This window comes from Shewanella sp. 10N.286.52.A9, assembly GCF_041468985.1.
In the GTDB taxonomy this organism is placed as follows: Bacteria; Pseudomonadota; Gammaproteobacteria; order Enterobacterales; family Shewanellaceae; genus Shewanella; species Shewanella japonica.
Map to the genome: position 1 here is coordinate 37,407 of NZ_JBFRJQ010000016.1, position 24,066 is coordinate 61,472.

General features: G+C 42.1%; 15 protein-coding genes. 2 read left to right on the forward strand and 13 right to left on the reverse strand.

Features of this window, described 5'->3' with window-relative positions:
* Nucleotides 1–8: 8 nt before the first annotated feature.
* From AB4128_RS13465 to AB4128_RS13500, 8 genes are all read right to left on the reverse strand, one after another.
* Entirely contained in the window at nucleotides 9–1,040 is a 1,032-nt protein-coding gene (locus AB4128_RS13465) for a methyltransferase (RefSeq protein ID WP_055022660.1), read from the reverse strand.
* A 161-nt stretch (nucleotides 1,041–1,201) separates the two neighbouring features.
* Nucleotides 1,202–2,707, reverse strand: a complete 1,506-nt coding sequence (locus tag AB4128_RS13470) for an alkaline phosphatase (protein ID WP_235530818.1) — start codon at nucleotides 2,705–2,707, stop codon at nucleotides 1,202–1,204.
* A gap of 71 nt (nucleotides 2,708–2,778) precedes the next feature.
* Nucleotides 2,779–3,732 carry a glutathione synthase gene (gshB, locus tag AB4128_RS13475; RefSeq protein ID WP_055022659.1) on the reverse strand — a complete coding sequence of 318 codons (954 nt, stop codon included), beginning with the start codon at nucleotides 3,730–3,732 and terminating at the stop codon, nucleotides 2,779–2,781.
* Between the two features lie 37 nt (nucleotides 3,733–3,769).
* Entirely contained in the window at nucleotides 3,770–4,504 is a 735-nt protein-coding gene (gene rsmE / locus AB4128_RS13480; protein WP_372037983.1) for a 16S rRNA (uracil(1498)-N(3))-methyltransferase, read from the reverse strand.
* A gap of 9 nt (nucleotides 4,505–4,513) precedes the next feature.
* A complete protein-coding gene (locus AB4128_RS13485; protein WP_372038073.1) occupies nucleotides 4,514–5,227 on the reverse strand; it encodes an endonuclease in 714 nt (237 codons plus the stop codon).
* A 216-nt stretch (nucleotides 5,228–5,443) separates the two neighbouring features.
* Nucleotides 5,444–5,953: a SprT family zinc-dependent metalloprotease gene (locus tag AB4128_RS13490; protein ID WP_372038075.1), complete on the reverse strand. Its 510-nt coding sequence runs from the start codon at nucleotides 5,951–5,953 to the stop codon at nucleotides 5,444–5,446.
* 221 nt (nucleotides 5,954–6,174) lie between these two features.
* Nucleotides 6,175–7,344 (reverse strand): hypothetical protein, encoded by a 1,170-nt coding sequence (locus AB4128_RS13495; RefSeq protein WP_372037984.1) that lies wholly within the window; start codon nucleotides 7,342–7,344, stop codon nucleotides 6,175–6,177.
* Between the two features lie 53 nt (nucleotides 7,345–7,397).
* Entirely contained in the window at nucleotides 7,398–8,309 is a 912-nt protein-coding gene (locus AB4128_RS13500) for a LysR family transcriptional regulator (protein ID WP_055022654.1), read from the reverse strand.
* A 124-nt stretch (nucleotides 8,310–8,433) separates the two neighbouring features.
* On the opposite strand from AB4128_RS13500, the gene AB4128_RS13505 reads away from it, so the two are divergent.
* Both AB4128_RS13505 and fusA read left to right on the forward strand, forming a co-directional pair.
* Nucleotides 8,434–12,990, forward strand: a complete 4,557-nt coding sequence (locus AB4128_RS13505; protein ID WP_055022653.1) for a biotin carboxylase N-terminal domain-containing protein — start codon at nucleotides 8,434–8,436, stop codon at nucleotides 12,988–12,990.
* 435 nt (nucleotides 12,991–13,425) lie between these two features.
* Nucleotides 13,426–15,510, forward strand: coding sequence for an elongation factor G (gene fusA, locus AB4128_RS13510; protein ID WP_055022652.1), 2,085 nt, complete (start codon nucleotides 13,426–13,428; stop codon nucleotides 15,508–15,510).
* Nucleotides 15,511–15,926: 416 nt separating this feature from the next.
* On the opposite strand, the gene AB4128_RS13515 is transcribed toward fusA, so the two are convergent.
* From AB4128_RS13515 to AB4128_RS13535, 5 genes are all read right to left on the reverse strand, one after another.
* On the reverse strand, nucleotides 15,927–16,352 hold the full coding sequence (locus AB4128_RS13515) for a nitrate reductase cytochrome c-type subunit (protein ID WP_055022651.1): 426 nt from the start codon (nucleotides 16,350–16,352) through the stop codon (nucleotides 15,927–15,929).
* 107 nt (nucleotides 16,353–16,459) lie between these two features.
* Nucleotides 16,460–18,943 (reverse strand): nitrate reductase catalytic subunit NapA, encoded by a 2,484-nt coding sequence (gene napA / locus AB4128_RS13520; protein ID WP_055022650.1) that lies wholly within the window; start codon nucleotides 18,941–18,943, stop codon nucleotides 16,460–16,462.
* Between the two features lie 427 nt (nucleotides 18,944–19,370).
* Complete coding sequence (locus tag AB4128_RS13525) at nucleotides 19,371–20,597, reverse strand: lipocalin-like domain-containing protein (protein ID WP_372038076.1); 1,227 nt, start codon at nucleotides 20,595–20,597, stop codon at nucleotides 19,371–19,373.
* Nucleotides 20,597–23,230 (reverse strand): FtsX-like permease family protein, encoded by a 2,634-nt coding sequence (locus tag AB4128_RS13530; RefSeq protein WP_372037987.1) that lies wholly within the window; start codon nucleotides 23,228–23,230, stop codon nucleotides 20,597–20,599. The genes AB4128_RS13525 and AB4128_RS13530 overlap by 1 nt, the downstream gene beginning before the upstream one ends.
* On the reverse strand, nucleotides 23,223–23,891 hold the full coding sequence (locus AB4128_RS13535; RefSeq protein ID WP_055022749.1) for an ABC transporter ATP-binding protein: 669 nt from the start codon (nucleotides 23,889–23,891) through the stop codon (nucleotides 23,223–23,225). The genes AB4128_RS13530 and AB4128_RS13535 overlap by 8 nt, the downstream gene beginning before the upstream one ends.
* Nucleotides 23,892–24,066: the final 175 nt, after the last annotated feature.

The following is a 24,066-nucleotide window of genomic DNA, read 5'->3' on the forward strand; positions in this document are numbered from 1 at the left end:
ATTTGTTGTTACTTATGGAAAAAGTACAATTTGTACTTATTATTTTCAGCAGGAACATTAACTTGGCCAAATTCAGCTGCAATTGTGTCTGCGTACGGAAGGTTACGGTTAGCCACAATTTGCCATACACCATTGGCAGATAAACTGCTGGCGCTTTGTTTGACGAAATCTTTGGCAATATGTGTGGTGGCGGCTAATCCATCGTGAAACGGCGGATTAGAAATTATACCGTTAAATTGCCCTTGTATTTGTTTAAAGCCATCTGATGGATAAACTTTAGCAGTCATCTGATTGGCAGCTAAGGTCAGCTCGCAGGCTTTGAGCGCCATTGCATTAATATCAATACATTCAACGTTAAGTTGTGGGTTTACTTTAAGCATTGCTGCACTAATAACGCCAGCTCCACAGCCGAAATCTAGAACTCTTCCCGATAATTCTGGCAGGTTTGACAGCAGTAATTCAGTACCTTGATCGAGCTTTTTCTCACTGAATACGCCAACAAGGTTACAAATAGTAATGTCTCCTTGTGGTGTCGATAATGAATAGTGGCTGACCCAATCTTCAATCGAGAATATTGGTGCAATTGCGGTTAATTCAGCAATGAATAGTAAACAGTGTCGAGCATTATCGCGCTTTAATGGCGCAGAATAATAGTCAGGCAATAGCTTTGCTAAGGATTTTACTCCGCCTTTATTGTCGCCAATAACGATAAGCGTGCCGCCAACTGATAGATGTTGAGCTGCTAATTGAAATAGGTAGGGCGCCAATGCTTTTGCTTTTGGAAAGTAGACAATGACAGTATCAAATTTCTGTTTGGTATCGTCAGGCAGTTGGTGACCAAAGTAGCTCGTAAGATGCGCTTTATCCTGTTTAGCCACATATTGATAATGATTAAAATCAAGCGCTAAGCTTGTAACTGATGCAGCATGACTAAGGAGCTCTGATGCGAGAGTATCGGCTTCATGGTTTAAAATCAGCAGGTGCTGGTTTTCGATGAATTGAACATTGCGCATTAAAACTTGAGAAGTGTTGGTGAGCACAGAATCGACCTTAATAAATTAACTCAGTTGTTATGAGGGCGATTATAGCAAAGAAGTGCTGAACTGTTTACGTTATCAAAGCGTGTTTATTAAAGGTAAACTTGCATAAAAAAGGGCACAGCTAATACTGCGCCCTTTCATCAAGAGATGAGATTTAAGGGTTATTGAGCAGCTTTAGGCAATAAACTCATCATCTTGGTGGCGATATCAATATTATCTTGGTGACCACTGAATAAGATTGCTCCCGGTCCAGCGGCAAACACTTGTACGTCATCAGCAGTGTGTCCTAAAGATGTCCAACCTGTGTTTGTACGAAGATCTATGACAGATAAAATGGTTGTAAATAGCTGCTTTTGTCCCTGCATTCTTGCAGCGCTAAGCTTAGCGATTTCTTCGTCTGTTGCCTCAAAACCAATGAGCTCATTAAAACGTTTTTGCCATTCATCAGTTGCGATTAGTGCTTTTGCAATCATTTCAGGTGAAGCGGTTATCTGATGAAGAATCGCGGGCTCCCAAGCGTATTCATTATTTGCGCCGATAGATAGGCCACCGGTATTGTGGTCAGCAGTAACAACCATTAGCGTATCTTGGCGTTCACGAACAAATTGCTCCACAACCTCGATAGCATTAGCGAACTCATCCATTTCTCCCATGGCCGTGGCGATATCATTTGAATGGCCAGCCCAGTCGATTAAGCTACCTTCAACCATTAAGACAAAACCTTGCTCGTTTTGAGATAATAAATCTAATGCTTTTTGAGTTAAGGTGCTGAGTTTGTGTCCTTGTTTGTCATCGATGACCCAAGGCAGTTGCACATCGGCAAACAGTCCTAGCACTTTAGGTTCGGTTATAGAGTCTAATTGAGCAAACTCTGTGATGTGCTGATACCCTTTATCGGTAAATTGCTTCAGTAAGGCTTCTGAAAAATATTTTTGTCCGCCACCTAAAATGACATCTGCATCAGAGTTAAGGTAGTCCTCAGCGATTTCGACGTAGTTTCTGCGGTGTTCATTATGGGCAAGAAAAGCTGCTGGTGTGGCATGATTTACCTGAGATGATACAGCTACGCCAGTCGATAAACCTCGCTTTTTAGCCATTTCCATAATGGTTGTCAACGGACGTTTATTTTCATCAACAGCAATGGCACCGTTATAGGTTTTAAAGCCCGTCGCTAAGGCTGTGGCTGATGCGGCTGAATCTGTGACATATCCGCTAACAGGTGCAGGGTAAGTGCTTGACATACCGACAAGTAAGCGATCAAACACTGTTTGTTCAATCTCTTGTGTTTCAGGGTTATCTTTAAAATAGCGGTAGGCGGTGGTGTATGCGGGACCCATACCATCACCAATCATAATGATCATATTCTTGGGTTTAGCCGGGCCTGAAGTTTGTTTTGCTTTTTTATTAGGAATATTAGTGATGGGCGCGACAATAGGTGTTGATGAGTCCTTGCTTGAAGCTGTGTCAGAATTTGTGGCTTGTGGTGCTGTGCTTGGAGCACTAGAAACTGTGGTATCAGAAACACTAGAAACTTGAACCTGTACTTGATTGGTCTGTTTGGTTGCTGCAAGCATATTGGCTTCTGCTAATGGCTGACTTGCCATAGAAACCGATGAGAAACACAGGGTCATCCCAAGCATTAAGCTTAGTGTTGTTCTTATTGTCATGATAAATCCTGAAGTAAAATTAAGGCTCAACTTGATGGTAAATGACCGTCATTATTGAGCCTATAATATTGTTAAGCTTGTTTATTGATTCGTGCTTCAATTGCGTCCATTAGCATGCCGGTAATATCGACATCAAACGCTGCTTCAATTTCTTTGATACACGTTGGGCTAGTAACATTGATTTCGGTGAGCTTATCACCGATAACATCTAACCCAACAAAGATTAGGCCACGCTTTTTAAGTTCAGGCCCTAATGTGCGTGCAATATGAAAATCGCTTTCAGATAGCGGTTGAGCAACCCCGCTGCCGCCTGCCGCTAAATTACCTCGGGTTTCACCTTTCATGGGTATACGTGCAAGTGAGTAAGGGACTGGCTCACCATCAACAACTAAAATACGTTTATCACCTTGCTTAATTTCTGGGATAAAGCCTTGCGCCATGGCGTAGCGTGAACCGTGCTCTGTGAGCGTTTCTAAAATAACGCCAATGTTCGGGTCATCTTGTTTTACACGGAAAATTGATGCGCCACCCATACCATCAAGTGGTTTAAGAATAATATCGCCTTTTTCAGCGAGGAAAGCACGGATGCGTTTGGCATCACGAGTTACCACGGTTTCAGGGGTAAACTCTGGAAACCAAGCAGTGAACAATTTTTCATTCGCATCACGCAAACTTTGTGGTTTGTTGACGATTAAAACGCCTTCTTCTTCAGCGCGTTCAAGCATGTAAGTGGCATAAATGAACTCAGTATCAAATGGCGGATCTTTACGCATTAAAATGACATCTAAGTCAGCAAGTGGCGTATCTTCGCTGTCGCCTAATTCAAACCATTTAGTGGCATTATCTTCAACTGTCAGTGAACGCATGGTTGCCATTGCCTTGCCATTTACCATAGCGAGATCTTGCATTTCCATATAATACAGTTCGTAACCACGAGATTGGGCTGCCATTAACATTGCAAAACTTGAGTCTTTTTTGATGTTAATGTCGCTGATTGGATCCATTACTATGCCGAGCTTAATCATACTTTATCCTTATTTTCTCAATGCTTATTATCATTGATTAACCGATATCACCGAAACGTAGTTGCAACGCGGTAATCGCAGTCAGTGAAGCTGTTTCTGTGCGTAATACTCTAGGGCCAAGTAACACATCCGTAAATTGATGTGTTTCCGTCATGGCGATCTCTTCTTCTGATAGACCGCCTTCAGGGCCAATTAATAACCGAACCTTGGTATTTTCTAGCGATAGTCCATTAATGCCATGTGCAGCACGCGGGTGCAGATTTAACTTTAATGCGTCAGTTTGCTCAGCACACCATTGATTAAGTGTCATTGCAGGCCTGACTTTCGGTACGAAACTACGTCCCGATTGTTCACAAGCACTGATGACAATTTTTTGCCATTGGCTGATTTTCTTTTCTAAACGCTCGCCACTTAATTTGACCCCACAGCGGTCAGAAAAGAGCGGGGTAATAGTGGTTACGCCCAATTCAACTGACTTTTGAATGGTAAAGTCCATTCTGTCACCTCGAGATATCACTTGACCTAAATGTAAGTCTAGTGGTGACTCTGAATTATTTGGCGTATTTTCAATGATTTCAACGGTGACGTTTTTTTTGTTTGCACTGATTATTGTTGCCAAATAATCGTTGCCATTTCCAGTAAATAAACGGATGTTTTCGCCTTCGGTCATTCGCAGAACACGACCAATGTGCGCAGCACCATCTTCGTCTAGTTTTACGTGCTGATTAACAGCAAGATCATTGATTGCTTGATAAATTCTTGGGACGCGCATAGTAAATCCTTAATCAATGAGGCCGAGATTCTGACATTGTTTTAAGACAAAATTATTATGATTGCCTTGATTCTCTGAAATTAATTTATCTCTTAAACATTCAACCTTATCAACTGGATAAGTTTTATCCCATGCGTTGAATAAGCGTTTCTGGCTAGCAGAGATGGCTAAGCCATAAGTTTGCTGCATGTAAAAGTAGGTACGAGCAATTGCGCCGCGGCTTTGCTTTGGCGGCTGTGCTTTGCGGCCTTTAAAGTCAACAACCATAGCACATTGGCCATATTGTGTGGCTTCTCCATTCCATTCGCTAAAGCGGTAGTTGCTTCTATCGCCATTAACTTCACCAACAGCAGGGGTTAGATTGTGCAAATCGGCTTCCATTTTCTTAAATTCTGCACTGGTTCTGCCGCAATTTTTACGACCGCCATTTTGCCAGTATTGCAACTGATGACCAAACTCCCATGCAGGGACAACATGCTCCCATTCGATTCGATTTGCTCGTGGAATTTGTTTGCGTACTTGGTAACCACAGCTGTCTAGGTTTGGTTTCCATTGTTTACCAATCACTTCAATATCACAACCGCAATAAAAGCTGCTCATTGGTAATGACTGACTATATATCTTCTGGGCAATTTTTTTCGCACTTCTAAAACTTGATGGATGTTGGGCTGCTTGCGCACTAACACTCGTAATAGTTGTGATAACAAATAACACGATACCCATTTGGAACAGATTTGAAACTTTTAAATACGGCACAATAAACCCTAACGACATTCAATACGGCACAGGCTATACGGGTTGGTTTAGCCTGATATTTGCAAAGGATGGTAAGGGATTGAAACTTGGGATGCAATCAGAACTGTGGATTGTATTTTGGATTTTAACGACCAGACCATAAGCTCATATTTTGCATTATTAAATAGCAGATTATTGCGAAAGTTATTGCGAAAGAGTTAATGGCGTTAATACTTGCTGACAAGATTTACAGCGGTACTGTGTTTGATGACGTTGCACTTTATTGTGGCGCCTAATGGATAACATGATAGGACCACAGTCACAACGATATTGAAATTGCTTACCTGCAACGGATTGAGTATTCAGCTGATGGGTCGTATCGGCAGGTACATTAAATACACTAGTCATGATGTTTTGCCACTCTTGCCCGTGGGGCTTAACCCGACCATACAGTTGAAAACTGAGTAAATGGCTGATTTCATGAGGCACAACTTGATCGATAAATTCAGTGATATTTTCTTCAAGTAATACAGGATTAAACCTGAGCTTATTTAATTGGAGATGAGCCGTTCCTGCGCTTTTTCCTCTTAAGGTAAATTGGATAGTAGGGCGTGGGAATTGACGTTTCAATAAGCTTTCTGCCTGCAGATAGTCTGCTTCTACTTTGCGTAAAATTTGTTGTTGCGCCTCAGTTTTAGGTAAACAAGTTTTCATCGATGTTTTATCGTTGGGAACACTTGGTGCAGCGTGATTTATTGATGACTGCGTTTGACGACGGAACAATGATTTAAGCATATTTGGCTTGGCTAAAAGGCTTGTTGAAAGCGTTTATAGTGAATAAGGAAATGAATACATCGAGCTTGATTATAGCGTGTAGAATCGTCCTGCCGCAAACCTTGAGATAATAGCATGCGGCAAGATGAGTGATGCTGCAGTTATTCTACAGCGGCAAGTTTTATCATGTCGACGATTTGTTCAACAATGGCCCATTCCGTATCGGCATCATAACCACTGACTCTCGGGGTATGAATGTGCCCAACAGGAATATCACGGTTAAACTGCTGTTTTAGCAAGATACTACGATAAGATATTTCATTGGACAAATAGCCGCCGCCAGAACCTTCAACTGATGTTTCATTGGCTAATTCGTAAATGTTTTTCGCATCAAATTGTCCACGGCTCACGGTGGTGACTTGATGATTGTCATTGACCTTCCATTTACCTTCTACTTGTTGCATTGCTCTAACAGGCAGTGAGAACTCAACAAATTCAGGGCCGTTTAATGTTCCTCCATTAAATAGCGGAGCTTGTGGAGCTGTTTTACTGGCACCTGTATAAACATTGAGATTATCAGGCGCTGCAGCACTGCGGCCTCTTGCAGGAAAACGCTCAATATCAAAATCATCTCGCCCCATACTGACGGTGAAAATCATATCAATACTGTTATCGCGATACATAGGTGTCAGTAGAGATTCAATCATACCGTCATCGAAATCAGCAAAACGAACTGGGATCATCACAGTTTCGATTTGAGCTTGTTTACCATTAACGTCGAACGTCATGCCATCAAGTGCTAATGCAGTTAATCCTGAAGGGTTACTTTGAGTGATGTCTTTGTCTAAAAAGAAAGGGTCAAAGCCAGTGACTAGGATCTTTATTCGTGTTTCTGGTTTAAAGTGAATATCGCTTAACCCGCGAGATGACTTCTCAAATGCGTTAACCAGAATGTCGCGCTGCCAAGGCACTATATTGTAACCAGCATCTGCTGTTTTTAAGGTTTTTCGCATTGCTAAGCGGCTCCAGTAGAGCGCGCGATCATCGTAGTTACCTGCTTTAACATCGGCGACTGCTTGTTGCCAAAGCTTGGTTCCTTGTGATGCCACCATTTGCGTAATAGCCAGTTCATCCGTTGATGAATTGAGCTTATTATCTAATTGTGTATTAAGGTTATCAAAGCGGTTAGCCACATCTGCCATCACTTCCATCACATTAGGAAGGCGCAATTCTTCTACATTTAGGCTGCTTGATTCATTTTGCGCATAGGCGGGATTAACACTGAGCAACATTGCTGCAGCTAATGTGCTTGTGATTAAGGGCTTGAACATGGCTATTCCTTTAGAATGTCTTTGTTATTGTTTAATTTAACACGGCTAGATCGCTAATTCATTATAGATTGTAATGATTCCTGACTACTATAACGTTTGGCGAAGAAGTCTAAAAATGCACTGATATTACTGGCTAACTGGCGGCGGCTTGAGTAAACCCCATAAACTTTAAATGGTTCCATCGGCCATTCTTGCAACAGTGGCACTAATGTTCCTGCGGCTAACTCTTGCTTACAGCTGGTATTTGATAACATCGCAATGCCAAAGTCATCTTGAGCGAGTCGCTTAACCATACTGGCACTATTAACGCGTACTTTGCGTTTAAAGGTGGCCATTGTTTTACGGCTCCCTTTACCAACAGGCCATATTGGTGCTGATAAGCTTGTTCCTAATAATATCCCACTGTGCTGAGCTAGCTCTTGGGGCGTCGCTGGCGTGCCCGATTTTTTGAGATAACCTGGACTTGCGACTAAAATAGGTTGGCGCTCAAAAAGCAATCGAGCGACTAAGTCAGAGGATTCTAACGGCCCGTACTTGATGGCGATATCATAGCCTTCACCCACTAAGCCTACATTACTGTCGGTAAATTGAACATCCAGCTCAATGTTGGGGTAAAGACGCATGAAGCTACTACATAAGTTAGCAATGACTTCTTGAGAAAATGACACTGGAATTGCGATACGCAAAGACCCCGAAATATCACTATGGGTATTTTCAATAATGGCCTTGGCGGCATCAATTTCTTGGCTAATCGAATCGCAATGCTGAAAGAATAATGCACCAACTTGAGTTAGGCTTAAATTACGCGTGTCCCGTTGCAATAAACGCACGCCAAGTTGCTCTTCTAATTGAGCTACTTTGCGACTTATGGTTGATTTTGGTTGTCCGATGTCTCGGGCGGCTTGCGAAAAGCCTTTTGCTCTAACTACTGCTGCAAACAGCATCATACCGTTTAAATCAGGCACTTTAGCCTCACTGTCTCAAAAATGGAACAAAGCGTCTTCGACAGTTTAATGGTAATTGGACAGCGAACAAAGTTATATTTACCGACTAAAAATTTTAGAGGCTATAAAAGCAGAGGATCTAAGGATGACTAGCAAAAAGCAGCCCGTAAACAAGACAGTACAACAAGTGGCTGATCCACTATTTTTACAAGCGGAACATTTAGCTAAAGATTTTTCGCTTTTCCCAGCCCACAGTAAGCAGACATTAGCTGAAGAAGTTAAAGGTCTACTTTCTGAAGATGCTATCCAATCGAATTTAAAAGAATTGTCGACACTTGATGTTGACAGTTATGTATCTAAGGTTATTCAACCGACTCAAGATAAAAACCGCCCAAGTGCCAAGCGTGTGATTGCAGACCTTAAAGGTAAGCTGATCACTGAAGAGCATTTAGGCTCTTTTTACAGTGCTGAAATTGAATTAAATTTCGGTTCTCGTACTCGCCGTGTTGGTTTTATCGCTCAAGAAAGAACCACATCTAATGGCGCGTGGATGCCAGAGCATCACTTAGCGGCATGTAAAGCGATTCGTCATTTTGCTGAGTTATCAATGCCAATCGTATACCTCATTGACACTCCAGGTGCTGATGCGGGTGAAGTGGCTAACAGTCAAAACCAAGCACACTCGATTTCAAAAGCGATTGCTGAAAGTGCCAACGTTGATGTTCCAACCGTTGGTATTGTCATTGGTGCGGGTTACTCAGGCGGTGCAATTCCATTAGCTGCAGCCAACATCTTATTGTCACTGCGTGATGGTATTTTCAATACTATTCAGCCTCAAGGTTTGCAATCAATTGCCCGTAAATACAACTTGTCTTGGCAGGAATGTGCTAAGTCAGTCGGTGTATCACCAGAAGAGTTACTTTCTGCAGGTTGTATCGACGGTATCGTTGATTTCTCACCATACGATAAAGATGAGCGCCAACATAATTTACGTCGTGCAATTATCAGTGGTATTGAAGCAGTAGAGAAAGCAGCAATTACTTTCGTTCGTGATTCTGATGATTTACGTGAGCATTATGACCGCAGTTTGTCGCGTTTCTTAGACCCATCTAAGAACTTAGCTGCACTTGAAAATAACCAAGGTTTGGCTGTGGCGAATAGCCCGACCATGCACCATAACTTATTTGGCAGTGCATATCGTTACCTACGTTATTTAACCTTACGTAGCCGTATTCATTCTATTTCTGTTGAACAGTATGGTCGCTTGTCGAAAGTCAGTGTGCCTGAAGGTGATTTATTAGCACGTATTCAACAAGAACAAGACAGTGTTTTCCAAGCATGGTTATCAACGCCAGATAAGCTAGTGTACGATGAAGAATTGAATAAGCTTTGGGGCACATTCGACAGTAAACGAAGCGAAATTTCAGCTGAACGTAACGTCATTACTCGTTTCATTCTTGGTGAGCCAAAAGAAAACTATAAAAAAGCACGTAAGGCATTGTTATTCAACATTGGTTGGTCGCTATATCATCGCTGGAAAAGCAATGCTGCGAACAACTTTAAAGGCTTAATCAAGTACCTTGAGTCTTTACCTGCTTCAACAACACAAGCGCCATGGCCTGAGCTTAATCAGTTAACCGTGCTTGATATTGTTGTTAATGATGAGCTGCGTGAAGACTTTATTTGGCAATGTCACAACGTACTTATCTTCAATGCGTTATATGACAATGTGGTTCAAAATTTAGCATCGATTTCTAAAGAAGCGATGATGTCTAAAAGCTTATCGCGTGAATCAGTTGATAAGCTATTACATACCTCTATCGACACTGCATTATCTACTAATGATGATGCCAATGATAAAAGTAAGTTCTACAAGTGGCTTAAATTCTTCATGGGTCAATCTAACCGTGCTGAACTGCTGACTCGTGTTGAGCAATGGAAGAGTGTTGGTTTCCCACAATTAAACGACAGTTTATTCGTGATCTTAACTTACTTCTTTGAACGTTTATTACCAGAATACTTTGACAGTGAAGAAGACCATTCTAAGTACACGGGTGCAATTAACCCTGTGCGCATTGGTCGTCGTAAAGACTTCTGGAACCGTTTGACTATGGGTTACCAGGATTTACTTATCCAAAAAGTTTTACGTGATGAAAAACGTCAAGGCAAAATGGGTTGGGAAAGTGTGATTGCTAAGTTCTTCACAGAATTCGAAGAGCTAAATGGCGACAAAATGTCGGCAAACCAACTTAACTTCCCTGGTTTCCGTTTATCTATTGAAGATGCATTAGATAAAGGCATTCGCCCATGTGGTTTAATCACAGGCCTTGCTGACTTTGAACATGGCGAAAGTAAATTACGCGTAGGTGTTGCGGTATCAAATATTGCATTCCAAGCGGGTGCATTTGATATGGCGAGTGCTGAGAAGTTCAGCGCGCTGTTGATTGAATGTGCTAAGCGTAAATTACCTGTCGTTTGCTTCATCAGTTCAGGTGGTATGCAAACTAAAGAAGGTGCAGCGGCGCTATTCTCAATGGCTGTGGTTAATGACCGTATTACCCGTTTTGTTCGTGATAACGAATTACCAGTATTGATGTTTGGTTTTGGTGATTGTACCGGTGGTGCTCAAGCAAGTTTTGTAACGCATCCTTTAGTGCAAACTTACTACCTATCAGGTACAAATATGCCGTTTGCGGGTCAAATGGTTGTTCCTGCTTACTTGCCGTCTACTGCAACGTTATCTAACTACTTATCAAAAGTACCTGGTGCAATGACGGGGTTAGTGCATAACCCGTTCAGCGACACACTCGATAGCCATTTATCAAGCATTGATCCATTAATGCCACTACCGACATTACATGCTCATGATGTCATTGCGAAAGCATTATCAAGCTTAGTGCCGGAAGTGAAAGCGATAGAAGAGAAAATCGTTCAAGACGATCCTCGTATGCTGATGAAGCCAATTGACAAAGTTTTGGTTCACGCACGTGGCTGTACAGCGGTTAAATTGATCCGTAAGGCACATGATAATGACATCAATGTTGTTCTTGTTGCTTCAGATCCTGATATGACCTCAGTGCCAGCAGATATGTTGAAAGTTAACGATAAGCTGGTTTGTATTGGTGGTAACACCTCAGATGAAAGTTACTTAAATGCATACTCTGTTCTGAAAGTTGCTGATTACGAAAACGTAGATGCACTTCACCCTGGTATTGGTTTCTTATCTGAAAGCCCGCAGTTTGCTGCATTGTGTGTAAACAATGGCGTTAACTTTGTTGGTCCTAGCGTTCATTCAATGACGACCATGGGTAACAAGTCGAATGCAATTAAGACTTCGCAAGCGCAAAATGTACCTGTTGTACCTGGTTCACATGGTATTTTAACTAATGCTGAACAAGCAGTGAATGTGGCCATTGAAATTGGTTACCCAGTATTGCTTAAAGCGGTTCAAGGTGGTGGCGGTAAAGGTATCCAGGTTGTGACTAAGCCTGAAGACATGATTGGCTTATTCCAAAAAACCTCTACAGAAGCGGCTGCAGCATTTGGTAACGGTGATTTATACCTTGAGAAATACGTGACTTCACTTCGGCACATCGAAGTGCAATTGTTACGTGATAAGTTTGGTAACACCAAAGTATTGGGTATTCGTGACTGTTCAGTTCAACGTAATAACCAAAAAGTAATCGAAGAGTCTGGTTCAACCATGTTGCCTGAAGAATTGAAGCAACGTGTACTGGAGTATACGCGCGCTTTAGGTGATGCGACTGATTACATGGGTGCTGGTACGGTTGAGTTTATTTACAACCTTGATGCTAACGAAGTGTACTTCATGGAAATGAATACACGTCTACAAGTAGAGCATCCAGTTACTGAAGCAACATCAGGTATCGATATTGTTAGCGCTCAGTTCGATATTGCTGCAGGTCGCTCAATTGAAGATTTACAGCCTGTTGAGCAAGGTTACGCGATGGAAGTACGTGTCACTGCTGAAAAAGCAGCTTTAGACAGCGAAGGTGTACTTCAATTATTACCAAACCCTGGCATGATAACTGAGTGCGTGATGCCAGAAGGTGAAGGTATTGAGATTATTTCTATCGCTGAAACTGGCAAGGAAGTATCGCCATACTACGATAGCTTAATCGCACAAATCATTATCCGTGGTGAGTCACGTGAAGATGTTGTCTCTAAGATGTCTGCATATCTAGACAGTGTCGTTATCAAGGGTATTGCGACTAACATTCCATTACTGAAGCTAATTCTGAAAGATGCCACCTTTAACCAAGGCGTTTACGATACGAATTATCTGCCACGCCTAATGGCAGAGCTAGACGTACCTGCATTGGTTGCTGAAATGGAAGCAGCGGCTGAAACTGTTGGTTTAGATACTGAATCATTACGTGTTGCAGAGAGTAATGAACTTAAAGTACTCGCACAAGGTGCCGGTATCTTCTATACCTCTCCAGCGCCAGGTGAGCCTGACTTCGTTAAAGAAGGTGACATTGTCACTGTAGATCAAACTTTAGCGCTTACAGAAGCGATGAAGATGTTCTCACAAGTCACATTAGCCGGCTTTAACCGTCAAAATGCGATTCTTTACCCTGAAAATCAGAAGTACCGTATTGAACGTATTCTGAATGGTAACGGTCAGCAAGTATCACAAGGCGACTTACTGTTTGTTATTTTACCGATTGACGGTGAGTAATAATGAACAAGCCATAATGTAATGTTTATGGCGATGATATAGCAAAAATCCTCAGTTTATGGCTGGGGATTTTTTTATGGAAATTACCAGCAAGTTTTAACCAATAGCATGTTTATTTTGATACAAATTGGCTTTTTTGTTGCTAATTGCACCAAATTTACCTCGGTTGAGCTAGCCGTTGTCAAAAATGCGGCGTTTTAACATAAAAAATTAAGTTGTTTGAAAAATAAACAATAACTTTTATTTTGTTGTTTTATTTAGAAATATTGAAATTATGGACATTTTTTTTATGCGAAATGTGATAAATTTTGCAAGTCTCATTTGCGCATTTGAAGGTTCCCACTTACAATATGCGCCTTAAATAACCAGATGTGCGGTGTGTCTAGCTTTTTTACATACTCCGTTTACCTCTTAACTAATCATTAAAGTTGAATCATGACCGAATTATCCAAATACAGAAACATTGGTATCTTCGCTCACGTTGACGCGGGTAAAACCACGACCACCGAGCGTATCCTAAAGCTAACCGGTAAGATCCATAAGATCGGTGAAGTACATGATGGTGAATCTACTACTGACTTCATGGAACAGGAAGCTGAGCGCGGTATTACTATTCAGTCAGCAGCAGTAAGCTGTTTCTGGAATGACCACCGTTTTAACGTTATCGACACTCCAGGCCACGTTGACTTCACAGTTGAAGTATATCGTTCGCTTAAAGTTCTTGATGGCGGTGTAGGTGTATTCTGTGGTTCTGGTGGTGTTGAGCCTCAGTCAGAAACTAACTGGCGTTATGCTAACGAATCAGAAGTTGCGCGTATCATCTTCGTAAACAAATTAGACCGTATGGGTGCTGATTTCTTACGTGTTGTTAAGCAAACTCAAGACGTTCTAGCTGCTAATCCATTAGTTATGGTTTTACCGATTGGTATCGAAGACGAATTCTCTGGTGTTGTTGACCTATTAACCCGTAAAGCATGGGTTTGGGATGAAACAGGCCAAGCAGAAAACTACAAGATTGAAGACGTTCCAGCTGACATGGTTGACATGGTAGAAGAATACCGCGAAATGTTAATCGAAACTGCTGTTGAGCAAGACGACGATCTAATGGAAGCTTACATGGAAGGCGAAGAGCCATCTATGGAAGACATCAAGCGTTGTATCCGTAAGGGTACTCGTACAATGGACTTCTTCCCAACATACTGTGGTTCTGCGTTCAAGAACAAAGGTATGCAGCTTCTTCTTGATGCTGTTGTTGATTACTTACCTAACCCAGTTGAAGTTGATCCACAACCTCTTACTGATGAAGAAGGTAATGAAACTGGCGAACACGCAATCGTTGATGCAGATGCTCCATTAAAAGCGCTTGCATTCAAGATTATGGATGACCGTTTCGGTGCACTAACTTTCGTACGTATCTACTCAGGTCGTATTAAGAAGGGTGACACTATCCTTAACTCTGCAACAGGTAAAACTGAGCGTGTTGGCCGTATGGTTGAGATGCAAGCAGATGAGCGTAACGAATTAGATTCAGCTCAAGCTGGTGACATTATCGCTATCGTAGGTATGAAGAATGTTCAAACTGGTCACACTTTATGTGATGTTAAACATCCTTGTACTCTTGAAGCAATGGTATTCCCAGAGCCAGTAATCTCTATCGCTGTAGCACCTAAAGATAAAGGTGGTTCAGAGAAAATGGGTATCGCTATCGGTAAAATGATTGCAGAAGATCCATCTTTCCGCGTAGAAACTGACGAAGATTCAGGCGAAACCATCCTTAAAGGTATGGGTGAGCTTCACTTAGACATTAAAGTAGACATCCTTAAGCGTACTTACGGTGTTGACTTAATTGTTGGTGAGCCTCAAGTTGCTTACCGTGAAACTATCACTAAAGTTACAGAAGATAGCTACACGCATAAGAAACAGTCTGGTGGTTCTGGTCAGTTCGGTAAGATCGACTACGTTATCCGTCCAGGTGAGCAAAACTCTGGCTTCACTTTCAGCTCTTCAGTTGTTGGTGGTAACGTACCTAAAGAATTCTGGCCTGCAGTTGAGAAAGGTTTCGCTAGCATGATGAACACCGGTACTGTTGCTGGTTTCCCTGTGTTAGACGTTGAACTAGAACTTACTGATGGTGCTTTCCACGCAGTTGACTCGTCAGCTATCGCGTTCGAAATCGCTGCTAAAGGTGCATTCCGTCAGTCTATGCCTAAAGCCGGTGCACAACTTCTTGAGCCTATCATGAACGTTGACGTATTCAGCCCAGAAGACAACGTAGGTGACGTAATTGGTGACCTTAACCGTCGTCGTGGTATGATCAAAGACCAAATGGCTGGTGTTACTGGTGTTCGTATTAAAGCTGACGTACCGTTATCAGAAATGTTCGGTTACATCGGTTCACTACGTACTATGACATCTGGTCGTGGCCAATTCTCTATGGAATTCGCTCACTACGCACCATGTCCAAACAGTGTTGCTGAAAAAGTAATTGCTGAAGTTAAAGAGCGTGAAGCTAAGAAGTAATTCTTAACTAAACCCTTTAATTAAAAACCGCTGCCTTTGCAGCGGTTTTTTTATGCTTCAAAATTAATACAGACAGCTTATCTATTCGGTTTATGTTTAAGAGTAAACATGCAAATAACGCTTATTGATTAAGAGGCTACCTAAAGCTTATTGGAACTTGCCTCTCATAACGCAAAATGTGGCTCAACATTTCATCAAGGAAGAAATATGATTAAGGTAAGACGTTTTACCGCAAGCGATGTAAAGCCTCTATGGCAGCTAAAACTTAAAACCATCATAATGTTAGCCGTCAGCACTATTTGTTAGCTGAGGTGACTGCCAGAGCGCCTCATGAGTACAATGAACGGCCATAAAAAAATGCCACGGTCATGTGACGGTGGCATTTTATTGCGAGCAGTATTCTGACTCAATAAAGCTTAGTTGGTGTGAGTGTTACCCACTAACGCTTCTTTATTATCAGCTTGTGCAACGTGACACTGAACACAGAAGTAATATTTATCATCAAACTTACCGTCTGCACTTAAGTGAGACTCATGCACTGGTGTTGCTTTCATGCGAGCTGCTTTTTCTGTGCTGTGACAGGTTAAGCACCCATTTTTCTTGGTTGTTAGTTTATAAGAGTCTTTATGCGGAATGAGCGGCGGCATATGCACAAAATCTCTTTCTAAAGCTGTACCACGACTTGGGTAAGTCGCTTTAGCTTCTGCAGGTAACGTATCAGTAATGGCTACGTCTCCGGCAAGTGATTTAACATTTACTGGTGCGGCAGCTTCTTGTGCTTGTTGGCCTGAGCAAGCGCTAAGACTGAGCACTATCGCAGCAAGGCTGAGTATTTTCTTCATGATTTACACTCCGTCATATCCATTATGTTTCATCATCAATGGATAGAGAAAATTAGTGATGTTGTCATGCCTCAATATCGTTTAAAGAGGCATGACAGTCAGTCAAATTAGGCTTTAACAATCTTCACAGGACACTTCTTAAAATCCGTTTCTTTAGATAACGGATCAGTCGCATCGAGTAATAACTTGTTTACCAGCTGTCTAGCGTCAAAGAATGGCATAAATACCACGCCGACAGGCGGTTTGTTACGGCCTTTGGTTTCAACACGTGTTTTAACTTCTCCACGTGGAGAAATCACTTTCACTTCATCACCATTTTTAAGACCACGACTACTCGCATCTTTAGGGTGCATGAATACCTGTGCATCTGGATATGACTTGTGCAGCTCAGGTACACGTGCAGTCATACTTGCTGTATGCCAGTGTTCAAGAACACGTCCCGTAGACATCCATAAGTCGAACTCTTCATTTGGCTCTTCAGCTGCTGGCTCGAATGGTAGAGCGAAAATGACTGCGCGACCATCAGGCTTACCGTAGAAGTTATAACCTTCACCCGCTTTAACATATGGGTCACTGCCTTCAACGAAGCGACGAACTGTTTCAGTACCGTTAACAACAGGCCAGCGTTTACCGCGGTTTTCGTGGTAGTTTTCAAAGGTATCTAAGTCATGACCATGGCCACGACCAAACTGTGCGTACTCTTCAAACAGACCCTTTTGAAGGTAGAAACCGAATGCATCATTTTCATCGTTGTAGTCGCCTTTACACTCAGAAGTAGGGAATTTATCCACTACACCATTTGCGAACAAGATGTCATATAACGTCTTTTCTGCGTATTCAGGTTTTTTAGCAATTAATTCAGCAGGCCATACTTCTGACACTTTGAAGCGCTTAGAGAACTCAACAAGTTGCCACAAATCAGACTTAGCGCCTTCCGGTGCTTTAACTTGCTGATGCCACATATGAGTACGACGTTCAGCGTTACCGTAAGCCCCTTCTTTTTCTACCCACATTGCTGTTGGAAGAATCAAGTCAGCGGCAGTTGCGGTAACCGTTGGGTATGGATCAGATACCACGATGAAGTTTTCAGGGTTACGGAAACCAGGGTAAATTTCATCATTGATATTAGGACCAGCCTGCATGTTATTGGTACACATAGTCCAGTAACAATTCAACTTGCCATCTTTAAGCATACGGCTTTGAAGAACGGCGTGATAACCTGGTTTAGGCGGGATAGTGCCTTCAGGTAATTGCCATAAATCTTCAGTCATCGCACGATGTTTAGGGTTAGCGACGACCATATCTGCAGGTAGACGATGAGCGAATGTACCGACTTCACGAGCGGTACCACATGCTGATGGTTGTCCTGTTAATGAGAACGGGCTGTTGCCTGGGGTAGCAATTTTACCGGTTAACAAGTGAATGTTATAAAGCATGTTGTTTGCCCAAACACCACGAGTATGTTGGTTAATACCCATGGTCCATAAGCTCATGATCTTGATGTTAGGATCAGCGTAAGCTTTTGCCATTTCCTCAAGATTCTCAACAGGTACACCACTCATTTCTGAAGCGTATTCTGCAGTGTATGTGCTAACGAACTTCGCGTACTCTTCAAACGAGATAGGCTTAGATTTACCGTTACCTGGGTTTTTCGCTTTCTTCTCTAATGGATGCTCTGGACGTAAGCCATAACCAATGTCAGTGACACCTTCAGCGAAGTTTGTGTGTTTGCTAACGAAATCTTTATTAACCGCATCGTTTTGAATGATGTAGTTAGCAATATAGTTCAAGATAACTAGGTCAGACTGTGGCTTAAATACCATTGCGTTGTCGGCAAGCTCGAAGCTGCGGTTTTCAAACGTTGATAAAACGTGAACCTTGCTGCCAGCATGGCTTAAGCGACGGTCAGTTAAGCGTGACCATAAAATTGGATGCATTTCTGCCATGTTCGCGCCCCAAAGCACGAAATGATCTGCCGCTTCGAAGTCGTCATAACTACCCATTGGCTCATCAATACCAAAAGTACGCATGAAACCACCCACTGCAGATGCCATACAGTGACGAGCGTTAGGATCGATGTTGTTGGTTAAGAAGCCAGCTTTATGCAATTTAGATGCAGCGTAGCCTTCCCAAATTGTCCATTGGCCAGAACCAAACATACCAACTGAAGTTGGGCCTTTTTTGGCGATGCTTTCTTTCCACTTGTCAGCCATAGTGTCTAGAGCAACATCCCAACTAACAGGAGTGAATTCACCTTCTTTGTCATACTTGCCATCTTTCATTCTTAATAATGGCGAAGTTAAACGGTCCTTACCGTACATGATCTTAGAAAGGAAGTAGCCTTTAACACAGTTAAGACCTTTGTTAACTGGGCTTTCTGGGTCACCTTGAGTCGCAACAACTTTACCGCCTTTTGTTCCGACTAATACACTACAACCTACACCACAGAAACGACATGGGGCTTTATCCCATTTAATTTCTGCAGATTTCTCTTCTGCTTGAACCATTTTGATTGGTAAGGCAAGCCCAACAGCCGACGCGGCTGCAGTAGCGGCATTGGCTTTTAGAAACTCGCGACGGCTTATGCTCATGGTGTTTCCTCACTCTTTGCTGTTAGTTGATAACCTTGAAAGGTTAATCATCGTTTTATATGCCAAATAATGGCTTTATTCATCTCTATAATGTTGAGTTTAAACCTCACATTTATCATGGGTATACCTCGCAATGAGTATACTGATAGTTTGTTGTTGTAGATCACATTTTACAACGTGATCTAAGACACATTTTAGAAGTTACTCAGTCACTTAATTAGGTGATGATAATTTAAGCGATACATTGATTCTAGGCCAAGATGAGAGAATTTGAAGGAAATTAGCGGGATAAAACACACTAAATTAATTGTTTTTATTTTATACAGAGTTTGATTTAAATATAAACATACATCCAATAAGCCCAGTGCCAAGTGGATGGCACATATTCATATCGTATTTGGTATATATTACATAGTGAGTAGTTAACCTAATAACCAGTTAACTCCATATAACCATTGCCTTTATGGCTACCAGAAACCTGAATCGGCCCTTCCCAGTAAGGGATTGAAAGTGACATATTACTGTCAGGGTTGAGTGCTGTTACTGTCAGATCGATTTGTTCGCTTTCAATAGATAATTGCCAGCTAACGGGATATTTTCCGCTGTCAGTTTGCTGCCAGCTTATCGGTCTCATGGCAATATCGTTCGTTCTCTGGTTAGTGATATTTCGACCACTACCGTCGGCAAACATTCTCCTAGCACTGAAAAATGCTGGTGTATTTTTGTCTGCTCCACGTAGCTGAAATACCATTAATGCAGAATCATCATCAAGACGGATGGAAAACCAATCCCAACCTTGTTGCGCCTTGGTCAGAAATTGCGAACTCCATTCTCTATCTAACCATGCTTTGCCTGTGACAGTTTCTTGTTTTCCGTTACGAGTAATCGTGCCAGTTAAATCAATAAATGGTTGGCTGTAATAATAAGAGGCAACTGCGCTATCAGCACTTTTTATGCTGTAGCCGCTTTCGCCCTGTAGTTGCATAGGTGCAGAGCTTGTTAAGGATAATTGATAACTAAAGGTATCAGTTGCGACCTTGAGTGTTGCAGGAAACATTGCTGATGATTCACTCATCCATTGCCAATTATCTAGTTTCACTGTGAAAGGGTTTGCTGTTACATCGGCAAATTGGGGGTGACCTCGTGACCATTTTTCCGCGGCTTGATGAGTGTCAATTGATGTTAAAGCTGCATGGGACATGTACATCTGTGATGTTGCCCATTTCGAGTGGTCAGTTTGTTGCTGAAGTGGGGCGGATTCATTGGCTTGAGCGTGGCTGCTTTTTTCACTCACTTCTGCGTTAGCTATTGCACTCACTACTCCACTTGGCTCTTCACTAGTGAGCGCAATACGAAATTGAGTCCATTGTAGGCCAAGCTGTTCACCAGATTGAGTTTGCATATTGGCAGTTAAATACCACCACTCTTGTCGAAAATCATCATGGCCTAAATGATCTGCTGGAAATGTAAATTGATATCCCGGTTCGACCTTAGTGTATTGAGTCAAACTCGATGAAGTGTCTCCTAATATCCCGCCCATGTTAATTTGACTCGATTCGGGTTCAGGCTGGCATGCGCTGAGCATTAAAATCGTCATACAACAGAGGCTAATTTTATGAGCAATTGAGTTAATATTTTGCTTGTTATCGTTCATCACAACGCCTCCTGCTGTAAGCTACTAATTAGCGGTTTTCTGGTTTGCCAATATAGTGGAATCGCAATGGCGATAGCGCTGGTTGTTAGTGCGATAACGACCACTCGAAAATAAGCTGGCCAATCCCATAGCATTGCAATGCTCCAACCAAACGCTTGCAGTGTCACTTTATTAATGAGCAAGTAACCCAAAACCGCTCCTGTAGGAAGCGCAACTAAACAGGTTAGCAATACAATCAACTGCATTTGCACAAAGGTCATTAGACGTAACTCTCTTTTATTAATTCCTAGTGCGTAGAGCTTGGCGAGTGGAGCTTGCCTTGCCTGAATCAGCATTAAACAAGCGCTGAATAATCCTATGGCAGCAACAATCAGAGTTAAACTGTTTAGTACCATGGTTATCGAGAAGGTTTGCTTAAACATGGCAATGGCTTGCTGCTTGATTTTGGCTTGATTGTACATTTGGGCATTAGAGATCAATTTGCTTTCTAACAGCAATGATTCAAGTTGACCGATATCGCCTTGATAACTTGCTGCAATACTTTTGGGTTGCTGTGGTAATTGCAGTTGTTGCCATAAACTTCTATCTATAACGACTTGCCCCTTGGGATTACCATAGTCAAAAAAAATGGCTCCAATCGTTGGAAGTTGATGTGTACTGGCATGATTGAAGGGGTCGATGTTGAAACTATCACCAATGTTTAAGCCATATTTTATTGCGATGGGTTCACTGATTAAGATTTGCTTACCCGCGACAAATTCTGACCATAGGTTATCCGTCTGACTCTTCAAAGAGCTTGTGACTTTGGTTGAATAGAGGTCTCGACTCACTAACTCAATTGGCATTCCTTGGTAGGTCGAGGCGATAGTCCACTGCGTGTAAATACCTGAAACCTTTTCTTGTTTTGATAACAAGTCTTGGATCTCAAGAATTTTGTCGCTTGCAGGGCGCATATACAAGTCTGCATGAAGACGACTTTCAAGCCAGTTTTTCAGTGTGATTTCAAAACTGCCCACTAATGTATTCATTGATATATTGGCAGTTAATGCCAGTAGCATAGCCATCATAGCTAAAGATAGCGGGCCGATTAGCTCTTTTGTTTCTGCAATCATGTAATGCCATAACCCAGTAGGAAAGAGGTTGGCCATCCATTCACTGATACGGTAAATCGTCAGTGGTAATAGCAGTGGAATCGCAATGATCACAATCCCCATTAACCCCAAACTGACCTGATACTGTTTTGCAAAGGGAAATGCTAATGCACAGCCAATTAATGCAATGCAGGCAATCATAAATTGCATACGATGGGTTTTGACCAAATGCGATACTTGATTGCTTTTGGCTATCATTCGAGCAAGTGGCTGGTTAGTGAGTTGGCGATAAAGAGGTAAACAGGCCAGTAATCCTGCAAATAAGGTTAATGCCATTGCTTGAACTAACCATTGCCATTGCCATGAACCAGGCATTAAGCGTGCACCGTATAGTTGTTCAAGTGTCATCGCAACCATAGGCTGCAACCAGAGACTTAACTGCAAACCGAGAATGAAGCCAACGACTGAACCGACAAACACCAGAAAACTGAGCTCAACCACAAGTGCCAGTAATAACATGTGCTTTTGGACACCTAATTGCAGCAGTTGAACTAACAGTTTTTGCCGTTTCATCAAGCTGTAACGCACACCGTTGTAGGCGATAAACAGGCCGACAACAAAGGCTAACATACTCATTGCATTTAAATTGAGATGGAAACTACGGGTTAACTCTTGGAGTGCCTGTCCTTGATCTTGTTCTGTTATCGTAGCTTGTTGTAATAATAATTGTGCTTGATTAATTTGAGTTATCAAGCTGCTGGGTTCGTCAAATAAGGCAATATAAGATAACTTTTGAGAATGATTTAGCAGAGACTGCGCAAGAGAGATATCAGCAACAATTGCATTTCCTAAGCCAAACTCATCGTCTAAGCCTACGACTTCAAGTGAAATAGGATGCCCTTGTTCATTTAATGGGTCTTGAAGGTAAAACAGGCCATCTGGGGCGACTTTATCGGCTAAGGATTGGCTCATGAGCAGAATATTTTTAGCGCCGAGTAATTTCGCTAAGGGGATATTTGGGTTAATTGCAGAATCTGTTTTCTGATTAGTGCCACTATGCTGCTGAAGGTTAATTGCTGCAAACAGGTCACTACCTTGAAGTTGCCAGCGTCGTCCTTCACTATCGACCACTAACCCATTAATGACAGCGAGTGCTTGGCTTATTCCTGCTTGACGAAGGCGAAAGTAAACTTGCTCATCCAGATACTGTTCACCTGTATTAGGTGTGATGAGTAACGAGGCTCGTTGGCTTAAAAGTTCCGTAGCTTCACTGTAACTTCGGACTGCGTTTTCGTTGGTGGATTTAACCCCAATTAATAACGTAACAGCCAAAATAATACCAAGTAAGATAGCACCAGCTTGTAAAGGTGCATGGCGATAATGCGCAGCAAATACGGCCAAACTATTGTATAAGCTATAGCCTGAAGCAGAGTCTTGCTCTAAACGATAATCAAGTTCAGTTGGTGTGCAGCTTATGGTACCTAGATTCGTACCTGCATCTAGTTGAGGCTTATTGTCTTGATTGCTTCGCTTATCATTCATGCACTTTACCTTGCTCAAGGTGCCAGCGCCTTTGCATAAACGCAGCACAAGTATCGCTGTGCGTTACCATAAGTACTGTTGTGTTAGCGGCTTTGGCTAGATCGCACAACAGTCCCATGACTTGTTGTCCTGCTTTTTCATCAAGATTACCCGTGGGCTCATCAGCTAATAGTAGCGCAGGCTTATGGATTAAGGCTCTTGCAATCGCTACTCGCTGTTGTTGTCCACCAGACAAGGTCTCAACGGGTCGGTTAATGACTTCAGTAAGTGTAAGTTTTTCAATGAGTTCATCACCCCAAATATTCCATTTTTGATTATTTAGCTGAAGTGGAAATCTAATATTATCAATGACATTTAGCGGTGTGAGGAGGTTGAACTGCTGAAATACGACACCTAATTGTTGGCGCCGAAATAATGCCCATTGGTTATCAGTCCAGAGGTGTGTGTCTTGTTCTAGCAGTGTTAACTGGCCGGCATCAACACGCTCAAAGCCTGCAATAATGTTAAGCAGGGTACTTTTACCTGTACCACTAGGCCCTGTTAATGCAATGGTATCACCGAGATGTAACCTTAAGTCGACATCATTAAGAACTTGATGACGTTGCTCGCCGTCGGTAAAGCTTTTAGTGACTTGTGATAACTGACAGACAACAGAGGACATAACGTGTTCCAGTAATTCTCATAATAACATCATCATACGGTATTTTTAGCAGAATAGATCTTTATATGCTGCCTGCGAGATTTCGCTTTAGTTAAATGAATCGACATTAAGGTTTGCATGAATAAAAAAATTGCAACTTAAGTTGTAGTGGCTGGAAACTCTTACTAGGCTTATA